14 protein-coding genes are annotated in these 18,673 nt (G+C 62.8%); 11 read left to right on the top strand and 3 right to left on the bottom strand.

The features are described 5' to 3' along the window. Positions 1-38: 38 nt before the first annotated feature. Together ACMHLQ_RS06185 and ACMHLQ_RS06180 are read right to left on the bottom strand one after the other, a co-directional pair. Positions 39-2,339, bottom strand: a complete 2,301-nt coding sequence (locus ACMHLQ_RS06185) for a FecR domain-containing protein (protein ID WP_415403916.1) — start codon at positions 2,337-2,339, stop codon at positions 39-41. A gap of 232 nt (positions 2,340-2,571) precedes the next feature. Further along, complete coding sequence (locus tag ACMHLQ_RS06180; protein ID WP_415403915.1) at positions 2,572-3,522, bottom strand: LysR family transcriptional regulator; 951 nt, start codon at positions 3,520-3,522, stop codon at positions 2,572-2,574. 69 nt (positions 3,523-3,591) lie between these two features. On the opposite strand from ACMHLQ_RS06180, the gene ACMHLQ_RS06175 reads away from it, so the two are divergent. From ACMHLQ_RS06175 to ACMHLQ_RS06125, 11 genes are all read left to right on the top strand, one after another. Next, positions 3,592-4,656 carry a maleylacetate reductase gene (locus ACMHLQ_RS06175; RefSeq protein WP_415403914.1) on the top strand — a complete coding sequence of 355 codons (1,065 nt, stop codon included), beginning with the start codon at positions 3,592-3,594 and terminating at the stop codon, positions 4,654-4,656. A gap of 24 nt (positions 4,657-4,680) precedes the next feature. After that, positions 4,681-6,444, top strand: a complete 1,764-nt coding sequence (locus ACMHLQ_RS06170) for an FAD-dependent oxidoreductase (RefSeq protein WP_415403913.1) — start codon at positions 4,681-4,683, stop codon at positions 6,442-6,444. Continuing rightward, on the top strand, positions 6,441-7,325 hold the full coding sequence (locus ACMHLQ_RS06165; RefSeq protein WP_415403912.1) for an intradiol ring-cleavage dioxygenase: 885 nt from the start codon (positions 6,441-6,443) through the stop codon (positions 7,323-7,325). Before ACMHLQ_RS06170 ends, ACMHLQ_RS06165 begins: the two co-directional genes overlap by 4 nt. Before the next feature lie 233 nt (positions 7,326-7,558). Further along, positions 7,559-8,671 carry an S-(hydroxymethyl)glutathione dehydrogenase/class III alcohol dehydrogenase gene (locus ACMHLQ_RS06160; RefSeq protein ID WP_415405237.1) on the top strand — a complete coding sequence of 371 codons (1,113 nt, stop codon included), beginning with the start codon at positions 7,559-7,561 and terminating at the stop codon, positions 8,669-8,671. Further along, positions 8,668-9,504: a TolB family protein gene (locus ACMHLQ_RS06155; RefSeq protein ID WP_415403911.1), complete on the top strand. Its 837-nt coding sequence runs from the start codon at positions 8,668-8,670 to the stop codon at positions 9,502-9,504. The genes ACMHLQ_RS06160 and ACMHLQ_RS06155 overlap by 4 nt, the downstream gene beginning before the upstream one ends. A 105-nt stretch (positions 9,505-9,609) precedes the next feature. Further along, positions 9,610-10,068 carry a (2Fe-2S)-binding protein gene (locus tag ACMHLQ_RS06150; RefSeq protein ID WP_415403910.1) on the top strand — a complete coding sequence of 153 codons (459 nt, stop codon included), beginning with the start codon at positions 9,610-9,612 and terminating at the stop codon, positions 10,066-10,068. Between the two features lie 3 nt (positions 10,069-10,071). Next, positions 10,072-12,315 (top strand): molybdopterin cofactor-binding domain-containing protein, encoded by a 2,244-nt coding sequence (locus ACMHLQ_RS06145; RefSeq protein WP_415403909.1) that lies wholly within the window; start codon positions 10,072-10,074, stop codon positions 12,313-12,315. Positions 12,316-12,459: 144 nt separating this feature from the next. After that, positions 12,460-13,167 carry a GntR family transcriptional regulator gene (locus ACMHLQ_RS06140; protein WP_415403908.1) on the top strand — a complete coding sequence of 236 codons (708 nt, stop codon included), beginning with the start codon at positions 12,460-12,462 and terminating at the stop codon, positions 13,165-13,167. After that, positions 13,164-14,081 carry a dihydrodipicolinate synthase family protein gene (locus ACMHLQ_RS06135; RefSeq protein ID WP_415403907.1) on the top strand — a complete coding sequence of 306 codons (918 nt, stop codon included), beginning with the start codon at positions 13,164-13,166 and terminating at the stop codon, positions 14,079-14,081. The genes ACMHLQ_RS06140 and ACMHLQ_RS06135 overlap by 4 nt, the downstream gene beginning before the upstream one ends. 3 nt (positions 14,082-14,084) lie before the next feature. After that, a complete protein-coding gene (locus tag ACMHLQ_RS06130) occupies positions 14,085-15,569 on the top strand; it encodes an aldehyde dehydrogenase (RefSeq protein WP_415403906.1) in 1,485 nt (494 codons plus the stop codon). Further along, complete coding sequence (locus tag ACMHLQ_RS06125) at positions 15,566-16,900, top strand: NAD(P)/FAD-dependent oxidoreductase (RefSeq protein ID WP_415403905.1); 1,335 nt, start codon at positions 15,566-15,568, stop codon at positions 16,898-16,900. The genes ACMHLQ_RS06130 and ACMHLQ_RS06125 overlap by 4 nt, the downstream gene beginning before the upstream one ends. 112 nt (positions 16,901-17,012) lie before the next feature. Here the strand turns inward: ACMHLQ_RS06125 and ACMHLQ_RS06120 are convergent, their stop codons facing one another. Then, a complete protein-coding gene (locus tag ACMHLQ_RS06120; RefSeq protein ID WP_415403904.1) occupies positions 17,013-18,563 on the bottom strand; it encodes a trimethylamine methyltransferase family protein in 1,551 nt (516 codons plus the stop codon). Positions 18,564-18,673 lie beyond the last annotated feature (110 nt).

Genomic DNA, 18,673 nt, shown 5'->3' with positions numbered 1-18,673 from the left:
AAGGTTCGGCGCGCGTAGATGCACACCGTCCCACCCAGTCACCGGAACGCAGCGTTCCCGGCGTAGTCTTCGATCACAACTTCGATCAGTTGCAGCGCACCCGGCTCGGCCGGTAGCGATGCGCGGCACACCCCCGTGGCCGCATCACAGCGCAGGAACCCTTCGCGTTCCTCTGCCCCTACTTGCAGCAGGTAGGAGGCCGCTTGCCGCAGCCCGCTTTCGTCCTGTGCCACAACGGTGATTTCGATCGGCCCGTTTGCCCCGTTGGGCCGCCCCACATCGACCGACTGCACCTGTGGCGGGTCGATGTCATAGAGCGTTTGCAGGCGGGATGCGGCGACATTGCCGACCCCGTCCGTGGCCACGAGGTCAAACAGGTTCTGGCCCGGCACAAGGCTGAGGGATATGGTGAACCGCCCACTATCCAGAGACACCTCTGCCCCGTTGATGGTCAGTTGCGCGGCATCGCCCGCATCCCCTGACAGCGTGATCTGGTCCTGATCCGTCGCCTTGGGCGGGGGCAAGTCGAGCGTGGTCACCGGGGCCACCTGATCGCGCACTGCGTCGAAATCCAGACGGCCCTCGATCAGCCCCGTGGGGCCGAGCACGGCAATTGTATAGCCCTTGGGCGTATCTTCTGCGGGTACGGAGAAACTGAGGGCGCCGGCGGGGCCGACACGGGTGCGCAGCACTTCGGTGCCACCGCTTTGCACCAGCACATCGGCACCTTCTGCGGCGGTCGAGGCGGCAAAGACCGACAATTCATCCGAACGAGTGGCCAGCGCGTCACCGACGCGGGGCAAGGACGGTGAGAGGCTGATATCCACCTGTGCCGCCGCGCGGTAGATCACGGTTTGCGCCGTCTGGCTTTCATTGCCCGCGCGGTCCACCGCGCGCAGGGTCAGAATGTTGGGGCCGGGCTGCAATGTCGTTTCGAGGATAAAGCTGCCGTCCGATCCAAGCGGCACCGCTTCGCCGTTCAACTGCACGTCGGCCTCGGGCTCGGACGCGCCGAAAACCTCGATCTGCGGGCGGGTGACGATCTCTCCATCACCAGGGGCGAGCAGGGTCAGGAAGGGTGGGGTTTTGTCCACGCGCAGGGTGAAGGATTGCGGCACGCTCCACTGTCCGGGTAGACCCAGCCGGTCAAGCGCGGCCACGCGCCAGTGATAGGTGCGCGGGGGCAGGGGCGCTGTGTCAAAGGCGGTGCCGCGCACGCCCCATTCCGACACCTGCATCTGGTTGAACCCGGGATCAATCGCGACTTCGACCCAATAGGCCTCGGCCCCGTCAAACGCGCTCCAGCCCAGCGGCGCAAATCCATCGTAAAGGATCGCGCCAAGGCCCGGTGACACAAGGCTGGGTGCATCCAGCACCTCGGCTCGCTCGGCCCCGCTGGAGGTGAGGACAAGGCCCTCGTTTTCGCGCACCTCGATGGTCTCTCCACCATCCGTGATTTCGAGCGCGGGCGTGTCGTAATTCACGAAACGCGCGCCGGTGGCATCGTTCTTGATCCAGAAATCACCGGAATTGGTCGTCGTCTCGACCCCTGGCACGTCGACTTCGAATGCAGTCTTTTCGGACAACTGGTTCAGCAGGGCATAGAAATCGCCGTTCACGAGGCTGACCTTGGTCACCTCTGTACCGGTCAGCGGATCGGATCGCATGCGCTGGATCGTTGCGTTCGAGTTGGCGTTCAGGCGCAACCGGCTGAGATCGCGGAACGTCACCTGCGTGGTGCTGTCTGACAGCGTGCGCACACGCTCGAACTCGACAAGGATGTCGTTCAGCCCGCGCCCGCTCCAGCGCGGCTCTTCCGGCGCGCGGCCTTCGACATTGCCCTGTACGTCCGACACCACCGCCTCGGCCGCGCGGTCACGTTGCGCGATCGAGATTTCGAGCGCTTCTTGCGCAAGCAGCGTGGCGATGTCCGACAGATCAACGACCTCGACCCAGGCACCGACCTCGCGCCGCTCAACAGCAGCTTCGCGGGTTTCGAGGGCCTCTCCAATCTCGCGCGGGGCAAAGACCTGCGCGCCTTCGGCGTTGGCCTTCTGGATCGCCTCAAGCGACTCGGCCAGCGCGGCATCGGCCGCGCGCACCTGTTTGACCGGCAGTTTCAATTCGGTGCCCGGCACAACGGCGGCGGGGGTGCTGATCGCGTTCAGTTCCAGCACGTAAGGCCACAGATCGGGATCGTCGAGGTACTGGCCGACGATGCCGCGCAGTGTATCGTTGTCGCCAAAGACAACAGTCTCGAGCGGGGCGTCCAGATCGCGCGATTGTGCTACTGTCTGTGTGGCGCTCAGGCTCAGCACCAACACGCATGTGAAACGCACAAGCGCAGAAATTTTCTGTCCAAAAGCACCCAAAACACTTCCCCCAGGTTGGGCGTGACGAAATTCTTACTTGGTTAATGCATAGACTGTCTGCCCCGCATGGGGCTGTGGCAAGTCATATTTTCCTGACCTCCGGGTGACTGTCCCACCGAGCGCAACGGGTGCGTGCATCCGACAGGAATTGTACTGGGTTTCGGAACAATCCGGCGCGCTGAAACGGGCCCGTACCGAATCAATGGCGCCAGACAGAAGCCTGTTGCGCATGGGTGATCGAGCGGGCCAAAGCCTTGAATTCAACCCCAAGATGTCGATGAAACCGGCGCACTGCCGGTGGGTTTTCCCGGTCGGTTGCGCTGAGGATACCAAGGTTGCGCGGCGCGTGCCGGATGCGGATGTCGAGGGCTGTGACAGACTTCAGATGCCGCATCATGAACAGGACGGAATAGGGCAGAATGGTCAGGCTGTCCGACCCCTCCAGCACCGTGCGGACCGAGCTGATGGAGCCCCCAGAAAAGCTGACCTTGAAATCGTCCACCTCGATCTCGCGCAGGATCGCCTTGAGGTCGTGATAGAGTGGGCTGTCGCTGGGCGGGGCGATCCACGGGTAGGGCGCAATGTCACTCAGGCGCAGCGTCTTCTTTCGCACAAGGGGGTGACCGATACGGCAGGCGATCACGTTGCGCCCTTGCAGGATCTCCTCGAACGCCAACCCCTCGGGCACCGCGTTGGGCGGCAGCGGGCACAGCGCCAGATCAAGCGCCCCCGATTGCACATCGCGGATCAGCGCATCCGCGTAGCCATAGCTTTGATCGACGCGCACGTTGGGATTGGCTTGCTGGAACCCGGCGATCATCGCAGCGATGACGGCGTCCATGAAAACCGGTGTGCCTGCGACACGCACAGCGCCTGTCTTGCCCCCTTTGTAGAGGTCGGCCTGCGCTGCCGCCTCCGCCCCTGCCGCCCGGATGATGCGCCCTTGGGCGGCAAGGGACGCGCCCAATTCGGTGGCAACCAGTGGCCGCCGCCCCTTTTCAAACAGCGGCAGGCCCAGCCGCGCCTCGAGCGCGGAAAGGGAGCGCGACAGCGAAGGCTGCGACTTGCCCAAGGCGCGCGCGCCTTGGGTCAATCCGCCTGCATCCACCACGGCTGCCAATATGATCAGGTGATTGGGATCAATTTGCATAACCTCAAGCTATATAGATGTCCAAAATTCACATCAACTTGTGAAAACGCGCAGAGTAGGGTCGCAAATATGAACTCTTCTGCCTCCATCGCTGCGCCTGATGTCCGTGTCCTGTTTGGCGCGGGCATGCGTAATAGGGTGGGGGATGAGGTCGCGCGCCTGGGCTGCACCCGCGCGCTGATCCTGTCCACACCGCAGCAGTCAGACGCCGCCATGGCGCTCGCCGAAGCGCTGGGCGATGCGGCGGCGGGTGTCTTTGCCCGTGCCACCATGCACACACCTGTCGAGGTGAGCGAGGAGGCGACGGCGTATCTGCGCGAGGTGCGCGCCGACTGCGTTGTGGCGATCGGTGGCGGGTCGACCACGGGTTTGGGCAAGGCAATCGCCCTGCGTACGGACGTGCCCCAGATCGTGATACCGACCACCTATGCGGGGTCCGAGGCCACGCCGATCCTTGGCGAGACAAGGGATGGCGTGAAAACCACTTTGACCGATCCCGCCGTGCTGCCCGAGGTGATCCTCTATGATCCTGAACTCGTCACATCCCTGCCGCTTGCGATGACCGTGACCTCGGGCCTCAACGCCATCGCGCATGCCGCCGAGGCGCTATATGCCACGAACCGCAGTGCCGCCTCTGACACACTGGCCGTGGACGGCATGGGGGCCTTTGCGCGCAGCCTGCCCGCCGTCATTGCCACACCGACGGACGTGCAGGCGCGCGAGGACACGCTGCGGGGGGCTTATGCTTGCGGCGCGGTTCTGGGCATGGTCGGCATGGCCCTGCATCACAAGCTGTGCCACACGCTGGGCGGCACGCTGAACCTGCCGCATGCTGACACCCACGCGATCATCCTGCCCCACGCGATTGGCTACAACGCTCCGTCGGTCCCTGACCGCTTGGCCAAGGTCACCGACATCTTTGGGGGCGACAGCCCCGGCACCGCGCTCCACCGCTTTGCCCGCGCACTGAATGCTCCGCTGGCCTTAAGCGATCTGGGTGTGACTGCGGACCAGTTGGACCATGTCGCCGATCTGGCCACGCAAAACCCCTATCCCAACCCCGCGCCCATCACGCGGGACGGCATAAGACACCTGTTGCAGGCCGCTTGGGAGGGCGCCCCGCCGCAGCACTGACACGATCCCTGGAGGAGGAAGACCATGGCAGATATCACAACAGACGTCCTGATCATCGGGACTGGCCCGGCAGGTTCGGCCACCGCCGCGCTGCTGTCGACCTACGGGATCGAGAACATGGCGGTGAACCGCTATCGCTGGCTGGCCAACAGCCCACGCGCCCACATCACCAATCAGCGCACGATGGAAGTGCTGCGCGATCTGGGGCCGGAGGTCGAGGCCGAGGCCTACATGCACGCCACCGAGCAGGACCTGATGGGATCGAACGTGTTCTGCGAAAGCCTGACGGGCGAGGAACTGGGCCGCATCCAGACCTGGGGCACACATCCGCTCAGCCGGGCGGAACATGAACTCAGTTCACCCAGCAAGATGAACGATCTGCCACAGACCTTCATGGAGCCGCTTCTGTTCAAGACGGCATGCGCGCGCGGCACGCAAGCCCGCATGTCCTGCGAATACCAGAGCCACGAGGCGGATGGCGACGGCGTCACGACGACCGTCCTCGACCGGCTGACAAACAAGACATTCACCGTCCGCTCGAAATACCTGGTGGGGGCGGATGGCGGCAATTCTGCTGTGACTGAAAACACCGGTCTGCCCATCGAGGGCAAGATGGGCGTGGCCGGGTCGATCAACCTGCTGTTCAAGGCCGACCTCAGTCGGCACGTCGCGCACCGCCCCTCAGTGCTCTATTGGGTGATGCAGCCGGGCTCGAACGTGGGCGGCATCGGCATGGGCGTGGTGCGCATGGTACGGCCCTGGAACGAATGGCTGGCGATCTGGGGCTACGACATCGAAGGAGAGCGGCCAGAGCTGAATGACGACGAGGCCAAGAAGATCATCCGCGACCTCGTGGGCGATCCGGACCTCGAGATCGACATGCAGGGCATCAGCTATTGGACGGTGAACGACGCCTACGCGACCCAGATGTCCAAGGGGCGCGTGTTCATCATGGGCGATGCCGCGCACCGCCACCCGCCCTCGAACGGGCTGGGATCGAACACGTCCATTCAGGACGCCTTCAACCTCGCCTGGAAACTGGCCGCCGTTCTGAAGGGGCAGGCGGGCGAGGGGCTGCTCGACACCTACAACGCGGAAAGGGCGCCGATTGCGAAACAGATCGTCACACGGGCGAACCAGTCCATTGGGGAATTCGGCCCGATCTTCGAAGCGCTCGGGCTGATCGGGCATACGGACCCGGACGTGATGCAGGCCAATATGGACAAGCGCTGCGATGCCACGCCGGACGCCGAGGCGCAGCGCGCAGCCCTGCGCGAGGCGATTGCCTTCAAGAAGTATGAATTTGACGCCCACGGGGTCGAGATGAACCAGCGCTACTGTTCGGATGCGGTGGTCACGGACGGGCAAATCGAACCGGCCTTCGATCTCGATCACGAGTTGCACTATCAACCCACCACGTGGCCGGGGGCCCGGCTGCCCCATGTCTGGCTGTTCGACGGACACGGTGCGAAACTTTCCACGCTCGACCTGACCAAAGGCGGCTTTGCCCTCATCACGGGGCTGAGCGGGCGGGCCTGGGCAAAGGCCGCCGAAGCTGCCGCCAAGTCGCTGGGGATCACCCTGTCGGCCCATGTCATCGGCCCGCGCCAACCCCTCGTGGATCACACCGGCGACTGGGCGCGCGCGCGCGAAGTGGGCGATGCGGGCTGCGTGCTCGTGCGCCCCGATCACCACGTCGCCTGGCGCAGCGAAGGGATGACAGACGATCCGCACACCGACCTGCTCACCGCGCTCAGGGCCATATTGGCCAAGGAGGATACACGATGACTGCACATAGCCCCATACATGACGGATACTTCACCGAAGAGAATTCGGCCCAAGTGGTCGCGGCGCGGAGCAAGACCGACAACGCGCGGCTGGAACAGTGCATAGAGGCCATCGTGCGCCACATGCACGCCTGCATCAAAGAGATCGAGCCGACGCAGCAAGAGTGGTTCGACACCATCATGTACCTGACCCGCACCGGGCACACCTGCACCGATTGGCGGCAAGAGTTCATCCTTCTCTCGGATGTGCTGGGTGTGTCGATGCTGGTCGATGCGATCAACAATCGCAAACCGTCGGGCGCGTCCGAGTCGACGGTACTGGGTCCGTTTCACCTGCCGGATGCGCCCGAACTGCCGATGGGGTCGAACATCTGCCTGGACGGCAAGGGCGATCCGATGTTGATCAAGGGGCGCATCCTCGACACCGATGGCGAGCCCATCGATCAGGTCAAGATCGACGTGTGGCAGGCCAATGACGAAGGGTTCTATGACGTGCAACAAAAGGGCATCCAGCCTGATTTCAACCTGCGCGGGGTGTTCCGCACCGGCGCGGATGGCACGTATTTCTTTCGCGGGGTCAAGCCGCGCAACTATCCCATCCCCGAAGATGGTCCCGTCGGACAGTTGATGAACGCACTCGGTCGGCACTGCTGGCGGCCTGCACATCTTCATTACATCCTCGAGGCGGATGGGTTCGAGACGCTGACCACCCATATCTTTGACCCGGACGATGAATACATCCACTCGGACGCCGTGTTCGGGGTCAAGGAAAGCCTGATGGCCAAGTTTGACCTGATCGAAGATGCGGACAGGATTGCCGAGGCGGGCATGGACGGTCCCTATTTTGAGGTTGTGCACGACTTTGTCCTTGCAAGGGCCTGACACTGCGACCGACGACGCCTGCGGCGCGCGGGGAGGGGGCTGTCTGCCCCCACGCCTTCGGCGCCCCCCGAGGATTTTCCAAGAACAGAGAATGAAGGACGGGACTCACCCCTTTCTCTGTTCCAAAAATCCCCCCGGAGGGCCGGTCTGCCGCAATCGCTGTGTCTTGCCATTGACAGAACGCCCCTTGGCTGGCCTTGATGGCGCCAAGTTCAAAGGGAGATCGCACCATGATGAAAACACGCGCCGCAGTGGCTGTCGAAGCTGGCAAACCTCTGGAAATCATGGAGGTCAACCTTGATGGCCCGCGCAAGGGCGAGGTTCTGGTCGAGATCAAGGCGACTGGTCTGTGCCACACGGATGAATTCACCCGCTCCGGCGCGGACCCCGAGGGGATTTTCCCGGCCATCCTGGGCCATGAAGGCGCGGGCGTCGTGATTGAAGTGGGCGAGGGCGTCACCACACTGGAAGTCGGCGATCACGTGATCCCGCTTTACACGCCGGAATGCCGAGAGTGCGAATACTGCCTCAACCCCAAGACCAACCTTTGCCAGAAGGTGCGCAGCACCCAAGGGCAAGGGCTATTGCCGGATGGCTCTACCCGGTTTTCGATGCTCGATGGGACACCAATCCATCACTACATGGGCTGTTCGACCTTTGCCAACCACACCGTGGTGCCCGAGATCGCGCTCGCCAAGGTCCGCAAGGACGCGCCCTTTGACAAGATTTGCTATATCGGCTGCGGCGTCACCACCGGCATCGGGGCGGTCATCAACACCGCCAAGGTCGAGATCGGCAGCCGCTGTATCGTTTTCGGTCTGGGCGGCATTGGCCTCAATGTTATTCAGGGCCTCAAGATGGCTGGCTGTGACCAGATCGTGGGTGTGGACCTCAACGACGACAAGGTCGCCATGGGCGAGCATTTCGGCATGACCGATTTCGTGAACCCCTCCAAGGTCGAGGGCGATATGGTGGCCCATCTGGTCGAACTGACCGGGGGCGGGGCCGACTACACCTTTGACGCCACGGGCAATGTGGATGTGATGCGCACGGCACTTGAGGCGGCGCATAAGGGCTGGGGTGAATCCATCATCATCGGCGTGGCGCCTGCGGGGGCCGAGATTTCCACGCGGCCCTTCCAGCTGGTTACGGGCCGGGTCTGGCGCGGCACGGCCTTTGGCGGGGCCAAGGGGCGCACGGATGTGCCCAAGATTGTCGACTGGTACATGGACGGCAAGATCGAGATCGACCCCATGATCACCCACAAGCTGACGTTGGACGAGATTAACCACGGCTTTGATCTGATGCACGAAGGCAAGTCGATCCGGGCCGTCGTCGAGTTTTGAGCGCACAAAGCTTTATCGTTCTGCATGACATCGCAACGGGCGCCGAAGAGGTGGTGTACGAAACACCCGATCTGATCGAGGCACCGAACTGGTCGCCTTGTGGCACGTTTCTGGTGTTGAACGGCGGTGGCCGGGTGTTTCGGTTCGATCTGGCGGATGGTGCGATCACCTGGATAGACACCAGCCCACTCAGGGCGCTGAACAACGATCACGGGATTTCACCGGACGGCACGAGGCTTGTGGTCAGCGAAAGCCCAGGGCGTGGCACTTCCTGTATCTACACGCTGCCCATCACGGGCGGTGCGCCCATACGGGTCACGGACGAGGTGCCGTCCTACTGGCACGGCTGGTCGCCCGACGGGGCAACGCTCGCCTACACTGCCATGCGGGACGGTGTGTTCCAGATTTTCACCATTCCGGCTGCGGGCGGGACCGAACGGCAGTTGACCTTTGGACCCGGACACCGGGACGGGCCGGATTACACGCCCGATGGCGCGTGGATCTGGTTCAACTCGGATCATCACGGGACCACACCGGATCTGTGGCGCATTCGACCCGATGGGTCCGATCTGGAGCAGATGACGGATGACAGTCAGGTCAACTGGTTCCCGCATCCTTCGCCGGACGGCCAACATGTTCTCTATCTCGCCTATGGCCCGCACGTTCTGGACCATCCGCGCGGGGAAGAGGTGGCGCTAAAGCTGATGCCGCAATCCGGTGGCCCGGCCCGCACCATTGCAACCCTTTTCGGCGGCCAGGGCTCGATCAACGTCCCGAACTGGGCGCCGGATGCACGTCGCTTTGCCTATGTGCGCTACGCGCGCCCGGCATAATGCGGAATTGGCGCGATCTGTTTACGCATTGGCGTGATTTGCAGGTTTAGACTGCGGCCATTCCTCCTATTTTTTAGAAAGCGACCAAGAGAGGCGGAGAACGGCATGAAGCTGACGGTGAACGGCACGGACCATGAGGTGGATGTCGAGGATGACATGCCCCTGCTGTGGATCCTTCGGGATGAGTTGAACATCAAGGGGGTCAAGTATGGCTGCGGTGTCGCGCAATGCGGGGCCTGCACAGTGCATATCGACGGGGTTGCGGTGCGGTCCTGCCAGATATTGGCCACGGATGTCGACGGGCCAGTGACGACGATCGAAGGGCTCGGCACGCCTGACACCCTGCATGCGGTGCAAGCGGCATGGATCGAACACCAGGTCGCGCAGTGCGGGTACTGCCAATCGGGGCAGATGATGCAGGCCGCCGCGCTCTTGTCCGACACGCCCAATCCCAGCGACACCGATATTGACGACGCGATGAGCGGGAACCTCTGCCGTTGCGGCACCTACCCGCGCATCCGGGCGGCCGTCAAAACCGCCGCGACCAAGTTGCAGGAGGCGTAAGCGATGAGCCGCATTGGAAAAATCGCCCGCCGCACGTTTCTGGTTGGCTCTGCCGCCGTGGTCGGGGGCGTCGCCTTTGGCTATTACATGTACAAGCGCCCCGTCTCGAACCCGCTGCTGGACCAGGTGGGTGAGGGCGAGGCGGCGCTGACCCCCTATGTCAAGATCGACGCAACCGGCATCACCCTGATCACGCCGAGGGCTGACAGCGGGCAGGGGGCCTATTCGGTGCAGGCTGCGCTGATTGCGGAGGAGTTGGATGTCGACCTGGACCAGATCACGGTCGATCCGGGCATGCCCAGCCCCGCCTACTACAATACCGCGATGAGCAGTGAGGCGGCGCCGTTCCGCTCCACCGACGACAGCTTTGTTGCGCAATCCACGCGCGGCGTCATGGATGCGATGCTGAAATTCCTTGGCCTCCAGATCACCGGCGGATCCACAACGGTGCCCGACAGCTTTGAAAAGCTGCGCCTTGCCGGGGCGGTCGCGCGCGAGACGCTGAAGGCGGCCGCCGCGCAAAAGAACGGAGCGAATGTGGCTGACCTGACCACTGCGAAGGGACGGGTCGAGCTGCCCGGCGGCGGCACGATCAGCTATATGGAATTGGCCCCGATTGCCGCGACTATAGAGCCCGTAAATGATGTAACGCTGCGCGATCCCGGCACCTGGCGGCTGATCGGCAAGGCGATGGAACGCGTTGATATCGTTCCAAAATCCACGGGTACACAGCGCTATGGCATCGACTTTGAAATCGAGGGGATGGTTCATGCGACGGTGCGCACCAACCCGCGGCGCGGTGGGGGGATGAACGGCTATGACGCAAGCGCTGCGGAAACGATGCGCGGCGTGCAGGCGGTTGTGCCCGTGACCAACGGCGTTGCTGTTGTGGCCGACAACACATGGCGCGCCATTCAGGCCGCCAATGCGATCGAGATCGACTGGGGCCCTGCCCCCTATCCGCCCGAGATGGAGGCGCATTGGCAGACCCTGTCCGACAGTTTCAACGCAGATCAGCGCGACAGCCGACGGCGTGATGACGGCGATGTGGAGGCTGTGCTCGATGCAGCCAGCAAGGTGATCGAGGCGGAGTATCGCGCGCCCTATCTCGCACATGCGCCGCTCGAGCCAATCAGCACTACGGTGCGCGTGACGGACGACCGTGTGGACGTATGGACGGGCACCCAAATCCCGCGTTTTGTCCAAACCAATGTGGCGAAGATCACGGGCATGGATGCGGAGGACGTTCATGTTCACGTGCTGATGATGGGGGGCAGTTTCGGACATCGTCTCGAAGATCGGGTTGTGCGCGAAGCCACTGAAATCGCAATGGAACGCAAGGGTACACCGGTCAAGCTGACCTACAGCCGGGAAGAGGACACGACCCACAACGACACCCGCCAGATCGCCATGGCGCGCGGGCGTGGAACGGTGCGCGATGGCAAGGTCGAGGCCTATGATCTGGGTATTGCCATGCCCTCGGTCGTGGCCAGCCAAATGGGGCGGCAGGGCCTGCCAGTGCCGGGGCCGGACATGCAAATCGTGGCGGGCGCGTGGGAACAGCCCATGCAGATCCCGCACTACCGCGTGTCAGGCTACCGCGCGCCCGAGCTGGCCCCGATCTCGTCCTGGCGCTCGGTCGGGGCGTCGACCAACGGGTTCTTTCACGACGTGTTTCTCGACGAGTTGATCCACGCCGCCGGGGCAGACCCGATGGAAGAACGTCTGCGCCTGTGTTGGCACGACCCGTCGCGCAAGACGCTCGAGGCAGTGGCCGAGATGTCGAACTGGGGCAGCCCGCTGGGTGCGAACAAGGGGCGTGGCGTCGGATTCTGCCTATCCTTCGGCGTGCCCACGGCAGAGGTGATCGAGGTGACGAACACCGACAGCGGCATCCGCATCGACAAGGTGTGGGTCGCGGCAGAGGTCGGCACGGTGGTCGACCCCATCAATTTCGAGAACATGGTGCAGGGCGGCGTTGTCTGGGCGCTGGGGCACGCGATGAATTCGGAAATCACCTATTCGGACGGCATGGTGGATCAGCAGAACTACTACGATTTCGAGGGGATGCGAATGTATCAGACCCCCGAGGTCGAGGTGCGGGGCCTTGAAAACGGGCCGCATGTGCGCGGCATGGGTGAGCCCATGGTGCCGCCAGCGGCGGCGGCGCTGTCCAATGCGATCTTTGCCGCGACGGGGCAGCGGATTCGGGAAATGCCAATGAACAAGTTCATCGATTTTGTTTGAAGGTGGGGCGCACCAAGGTGCGCCTTACGACGCAACGCCTCTGACAACACGCTGAAAAGAAAAAGAAAGGGCGCACAGAAATGTGCGCCTTACTGTTTTGCCAGTACTGTAGACGCAGGTCCACTCCTTTTGTATACATTTTGTATGCAATCAGAATCGTCACCAAAACACAGCGCCTATTCTGCCTTGGTCTCTGCCATCCTCACCCTGCGGCTGACGCCCGGCGCGGATCTGGACGAGGTGCGTCTGGGCGCAGAATATGGACTGTCGCGCACGCCCATGCGCGAGGTGCTGCGCCAGCTTGCGGGTGAGGGCTATGTGACCCTGCGCCAGAACCGTGGTGCGCAGGTATCCGAGATGTCGCATACGTCGCTGCGCGCCTTTTTCATCGCCGCCCCCATGATCTACAGCGCGGTTCTGCAACTGGCGGCCACGCATCGCACAGACGATCAGATCAATGCTTTGCGCGCCGCCCAGGACGCGTTTTGTGCTGCGCTGGGCCAGGACAGCGCGGCAGAGCGCGCGCTGGCCAACATCCAGTTTCACCGCGTGACGGGGGACATGGCCGACAATCTCTACCTCAGCCCCAGTTTCAACCGGTTGCTGCTGGATCATGCCCGCATCTCGATGACGTTCTATGCCCCCGAGGACGCAGGGCAGGCGGAAAACATTGCCCTGGCGCGGGATCAGCACGAGGCGATCATCGACGCAATTGTGGCCCGCAATGCGACAGAGGCCGGGGAGCTGGCCATCGCGCATTGGCACCTTTCCCGCAACGAGATCGAGAAATTCGTGATGCCGGGTGCGCTGGATGTGCCGCTGGGCGCAACACCAAGGGAGCAGCGCGCATGACGCCCAGAATGACCTTTCGCGGGATTTACACCCCCGTCGTGACCCCGTTCAACACGGATTACAGCCCCGATTTCGGGGCTCTGGAGGCTGTTCTGGAGCGGCTGATCGCGTCGGGCGTATATGGTGTGATCTCGGGCGGCTCGACCGGCGAGAACTATGCCATGACAGTGGCGGAACGGCTTGAGGTGGCGCGCCACACAGTGCGCATCGTGAATGGCCGGGTGCCCGTGATCATGGGCACGGGCGCAATGTTGCCCGCCGACAGCCTCGCGCTGGCCTCCGGTGGCAAGGATATGGGCGCCGACGCCCTGCTGATCGCCACACCGCCCTATGCGGTGCCGACAGAGCGTGAGAATGCGCTGAACACCCTGGCCATCGACCGCGCCGCCGATCTGCCGGTGATACTTTATAACTACCCGGGGCGCATGGGGGTGAACATGGGCGAAGAGTTCCTCGACCGGGTGGGCCGGTCGCGCAACATCTGCGCGATCAAGGAAAGCTCGGGCGATATCAACCGTGTACACCTATTGGCGCGCAACTATCCGCATATCCAGATGTCCTGCGGGATGGATGATCAGGCGCTCGAATTCTTTGCCTGGGGCGCGCAAAGCTGGGTCTGTGGTGGCTCGAACTTTCTGCCAGAGGAACATATCGCGCTGTGGCGCGCCTGTGTTGTCGAGGGTGACTTTGACAAGGGGCGGCGCATCATGTCGGCGATGATGCCGCTGATGCGCGTGTTGGAACAGGGGGGCAAGTTCGTGCAGTGCATCAAGTATGGGGTGACGCATCAGGGCATCGACACCGGGGCGATCCGCCCACCGCTCAAGGCGCTGAACAAGGATGACAAACGGGGCCTCGAACAGGTGATCCGGGTGTTGAAGACCACGATCCAAACCATTGAAAAGGAGGGGTAAGACATGCTCACCACGCAAGAGTATCGCGCCATTGCCGCTGACCTGATCCCGGCCACGACCGCCTTTATCGACGGCGGCTATCGCCCTGCGATCTCGGGCAAGACCTTTGACAGCGTGAACCCGGCGACGGGAGACGTGACCGCGCAGATTGCGGCCTGCGGCCCCGAAGACGTGGATGTGGCGGTAAGCAAGGCGCGCGAAGCGTTCGATGATGGCCGCTGGTCACGCCTGCACCCGTCTGCGCGCAAGGATGTGCTGATCCGCCTGTGCAAGCTGATGACGCGCGACGCCCGCGAATTGGCTGTGCTGGAGAGTATCGACAGCGGCAAGACCATCTATGACTGCGAAACCGTGGACATCCCGGAAGCGATCCAATGCATCAAATGGCACGCGGAAGCCATTGATAAAATTTACGATTCCGTTGCACCCGCCTCGGATGAACACATGGCACTTGTGGTGCGCGAACCGGTGGGTGTTGTGGGCCTCGTGCTGCCCTGGAACTTCCCGCTCTTGATGCTCGCGTGGAAGATCGGCCCGGCCCTGGCGGCGGGCTGTTCCGTGGTACTGAAACCGGCGGAGGAAACATCACTGACCGCCCTGCGCATGGGCGAATTGGCGATGGAGGCGGGTGTGCCGCGCGGAGTGTTGAACATCGTGACCGGCCTCGGCCCCGAGGTGGGTGAGCCCATCGGGCGGCACATGGATGTCGACATGGTCAGCTTTACCGGATCGACCCAAACGGGGATGAAGTTCCTTGGCTATGCCGCTGAGTCCAATGCCAAAGAAGTCGTGCTGGAGATGGGTGGCAAGAACCCTTGCATCGTGATGGACGATGCGGAGAATTTGGACCGTATGGCCCAACACATCGTCAATGGCGCGTTCTGGAACATGGGCGAAAACTGTTCCGCGATTTCGCGGTTGATCGTGCATCAGGGCGTAAAGGACGCGCTGCTGGACCGGATCAAGGACCACATGCGCCACTTGCCTGTCGGGGATCCGCTTGACCCAGAAACGCGCCAGGGCGCACTGGTGAGCGAGGCACATCTTGCGAAAGTGTGCAGCTATCTCGACGGTGCGACCGCCCTGATCGGGGGCACGGCGAATGGCCCCTTTGTGGAGCCTACGGTCATCGAAACAACGCCGGATAACCCGCTGGCAACAGAGGAAATTTTTGGCCCGATCCTTTCGGTCATTCCGGTGGCGAGCTTTGACGAGGCGATCAGTGTCGCCAATGATACGGCCTATGGCCTGTGCGCCTCGATCTTCACCGCGCATGCCAAACGGGCCTTGCGCGGTGCGCGGATGTTGCGCGCGGGCACGGTGACGGTGAACAGCTACGGCGAGGGCGATATCGCAACCCCCTTTGGCGGAATGAAAATGTCGGGTTTTGGTGGGCGGGACAATGGGCTGCACGCGCATGACCAGTACACCCAGCTCAAGACCATCTGGCTGGACCTGGCCGATGACGCGGACGAGGCTGTGGAGTGAAATACGTCGCGCGGGCCTTGCCCTCGCATCGGGGGCCTGCGGCCTGGGCGTGCATTCTCGGAAACGCGCCGCAATATCCTCTGCTTGAACAGAAAATCACAGCCGATGTGGCGGTGATCGGAGCCGGGTTCGCAGGCCTTTCGGCCGCGCGGCGGGTGCTTCAACTTGATCCCGGCGCGCGTGTTGTGGTGCTTGAGGCCGGGCGCATTGCCGAAGGGGCAGCGGGGCGCAATTCGGGTTTCATGATCGATCTGCCGCACGATCTGGCATCAGAGGATTACGCAGGCGCGGGCGATGACAGAACCCTGACCCGGCTGAACCGCCAAGCCATTGAATTCGCGGGAACAGCCGTCGAGGACTACGGCGTGCCAGCGGCCTTTTTTGATCGTGCAGGCAAGGTGAACGGCGCAGCGTCAGAGGCCGGGGATACCCACAATCGCAGTTATGCCAAACATCTCGATGCGCTGGGCGAAGCCTGCGAATGGCGCGATGCGCAGGACATGCAGGATTTGACCGGATCGCGGCACTATCGCTCTGGCCTTTACACGCCGGGGACGGTGATGTTGCAGCCCGCGGGGTACATTCGTGGGCTGGCCAAGGGCATCAGTCACAGCGCACAAGTCTATGAAAACTCGCCGGTTCTGTCTTTCGCATCTGTTGGCACGGGATGGCTGTTACGTACGCCCAAGGGGCAGGTGACAGCCGGTCGGGTAATCACGGCGGTGAACGGACATCTGGAGAGTTTCGGCATCGCCAGGGGGCGGCTGCTGCAACTGTTCCTCTTTGCGTCGATGACGCCGGAACTGGACAGTGACCAGGTGGCTGCACTTGGCGGCGCGCCGCGTTGGGGGGTGACGCCATCCGATCCGATGGGCACCACGATGCGCAGGATCGACTCCGCTCAAGGGGGCAATCGGATCGTCACGCGCACGGCGGCCGTGGTGCGGCCTGGTATGAAACCGCATGCGCGTGATCTGACCCGTGCCGCGCGTTTGCACGTCCAGAAGTTCCGCGCGCGTTTTCCGCAGCTTGGCAATGTAGATCAGGAATTCGCCTGGGGCGGTCATCTGTGTCTGAGCCTGAACGGTGTGGCCCACTCTCGCGAGGTCGCGCCGGGGCTGTTCAGCGCCTGTGTGCAGAACGGCCTCGGCACCGCGCGGGGGACATTGACGGGGATCGCCGCGGCAGAGCGGGCCTGCGGGCATCAATCTGATATCACTGACTATTTTGATGCCGAGGCCGCGCCGAAACGCCTGCCGCCCCAGCCCTTTGCCACATGGGGCGCCAATGCTTATCTGCGCTGGAAAGAGTGGCGGGCAGGGGCCGAATAGTCTCCATTTCCGGTCATGGACTGTTAACTTATCCTAAGGAAAGGTTAACAGCTTTGCGCATATGCGGCCTTTGGACAGCCTTTTGCACAAGACCGCTGGTTTCTCCACAGGGTCAGTGATCCTGGTTCAACGCATCCGCTGCCGGGATCTCTTTTTCACGCCGGGCGATGTAGTCGCGCAGGGCCTCATCTTTGGCCGCGTCCAGTTTTGGCTCTTCATAGCTTTGCAGCAGCTTAACGGCGTGCGCGAGAGCGCGTTCGGTGATCTCGACCGATCCTTCGGCCTGCCACTGCTCGATGGAGTTGTTGTCGAAGAGTTCGGGCATGAAAAACGCAGTCTGAAAGTTGTCCTGCGTGTGCTGATGGCCAAGGTAGTGCCCGCCCGGGCCAACATCCGGGACGGCGGCGAGGGCGGCGTCGAAATCGTCCCATTTCACCCCTTCGGCCATGCGGTAGCCCATCGCGCATTGTTCTGCGTCCACGATGAATTTGGCGACCGAACAGTGCATCCCCGCCTCGTTCCAGCCTGCGGAATGCCAGATGTAATTGGCCCCCGCATGCATGACCGAGGACAGGGTCGTCGCACTCTCATACCCGGCTTGGGCATCAAATGTCTTGGCCCCACCGAGCGTGTTCGAGGTGCGCCAGGGCACGTCATAGAACCGCGCCATTTGCCCGATCATGAAGTTCATCATCGATATCTCGGGCGTGCCCGCCATCGGCGCACCCGACTTCATCGACACGGTCGACAGGTAGTGCCCGTAGATCGCCGGACAGCCGCGCCGGATGACTTGCGTGTAGGCGAGCGCGCTCAGCGCCTCGGCGTTGAGTTGCGCGACGGAGGCGGCGACCGAAGCAGGCGTGTTGGCCCCGCCGAGTACAAAGGGCGAGCAGAGCACGGGCTGGTTACGTCTACAGAAGGCGCGCATCGCCCCCAGCATGGTTTCATCCCATACGAGGGGCGAATTTCCGTTGCAATTGCCGGTGGTTACCGGGTGCTCCTCCATAAACGCATCACCAAACAGAATGGCGCACATCTCCATCACGTCTTCGGCGTTCTTGGGGCTGGTGGTCATGCCCATGAACGTCTTGTCCGAGTGTTTCATCGAACTGTAGGTGATGCGCAGATGCCGGTGGCTGATCGGATGATCGTAGGGTTCGACGATGTGATGGGCCGAGGAATGCAAGGCAGGCATCATGTGGCTGAGTTTGTGGAACATCGCGAGGTCATCGAGCGTCGGATTGCGCCGCTTGTCCTCGAGATCGCGCAGGAAGGGCGCGCCGGTCATGGGCACAAAGATGCTGTGCCGCCCGCCAAGCCGGACGTTCTTTAGCGGGTCACGCGCGTGGTAGGTGAAATCGGTGGGGATCGTCGCAATCAGGTCGCGCACAAGACCCCGGTCGAGGTAAACCGTGTCGCCCACGACCTTCGCGCCGGCAACTTTCCAGTCGGCCAGCGCGATGTCGTCGCGAAACACCACGCCCACGTTTTCCAAGATATCCATGGAGGCGGCGTCGATCCGTTCGACCTGGGCGCCGTCCATGATCTCGCACCAGGGCAGGGTGTTGGTGAGGCCCGGCAGCATCTCGACATTGGGGGCTGCGCGCGCGGCACGGCGGCTGGCGCGTCCCCCGGCCCGGGTGGCGGTGCGTGTCGCGCTCATGGCTGTCCTCCTCCTACGTCAAGGAAGAGTGAACACTACGGCGCCGCCGTTCATATGTCCCCGGGCGAAGCGAGTTGCATCAGAGCGACGCAAGCGCCCGCTTTGAGGGT

The organism is Tateyamaria algicola (genome assembly GCF_047715485.1).
Taxonomy (GTDB): Bacteria; Pseudomonadota; Alphaproteobacteria; order Rhodobacterales; family Rhodobacteraceae; genus Tateyamaria.
This window is presented reverse-complemented; position numbering and strand designations above follow the sequence as displayed.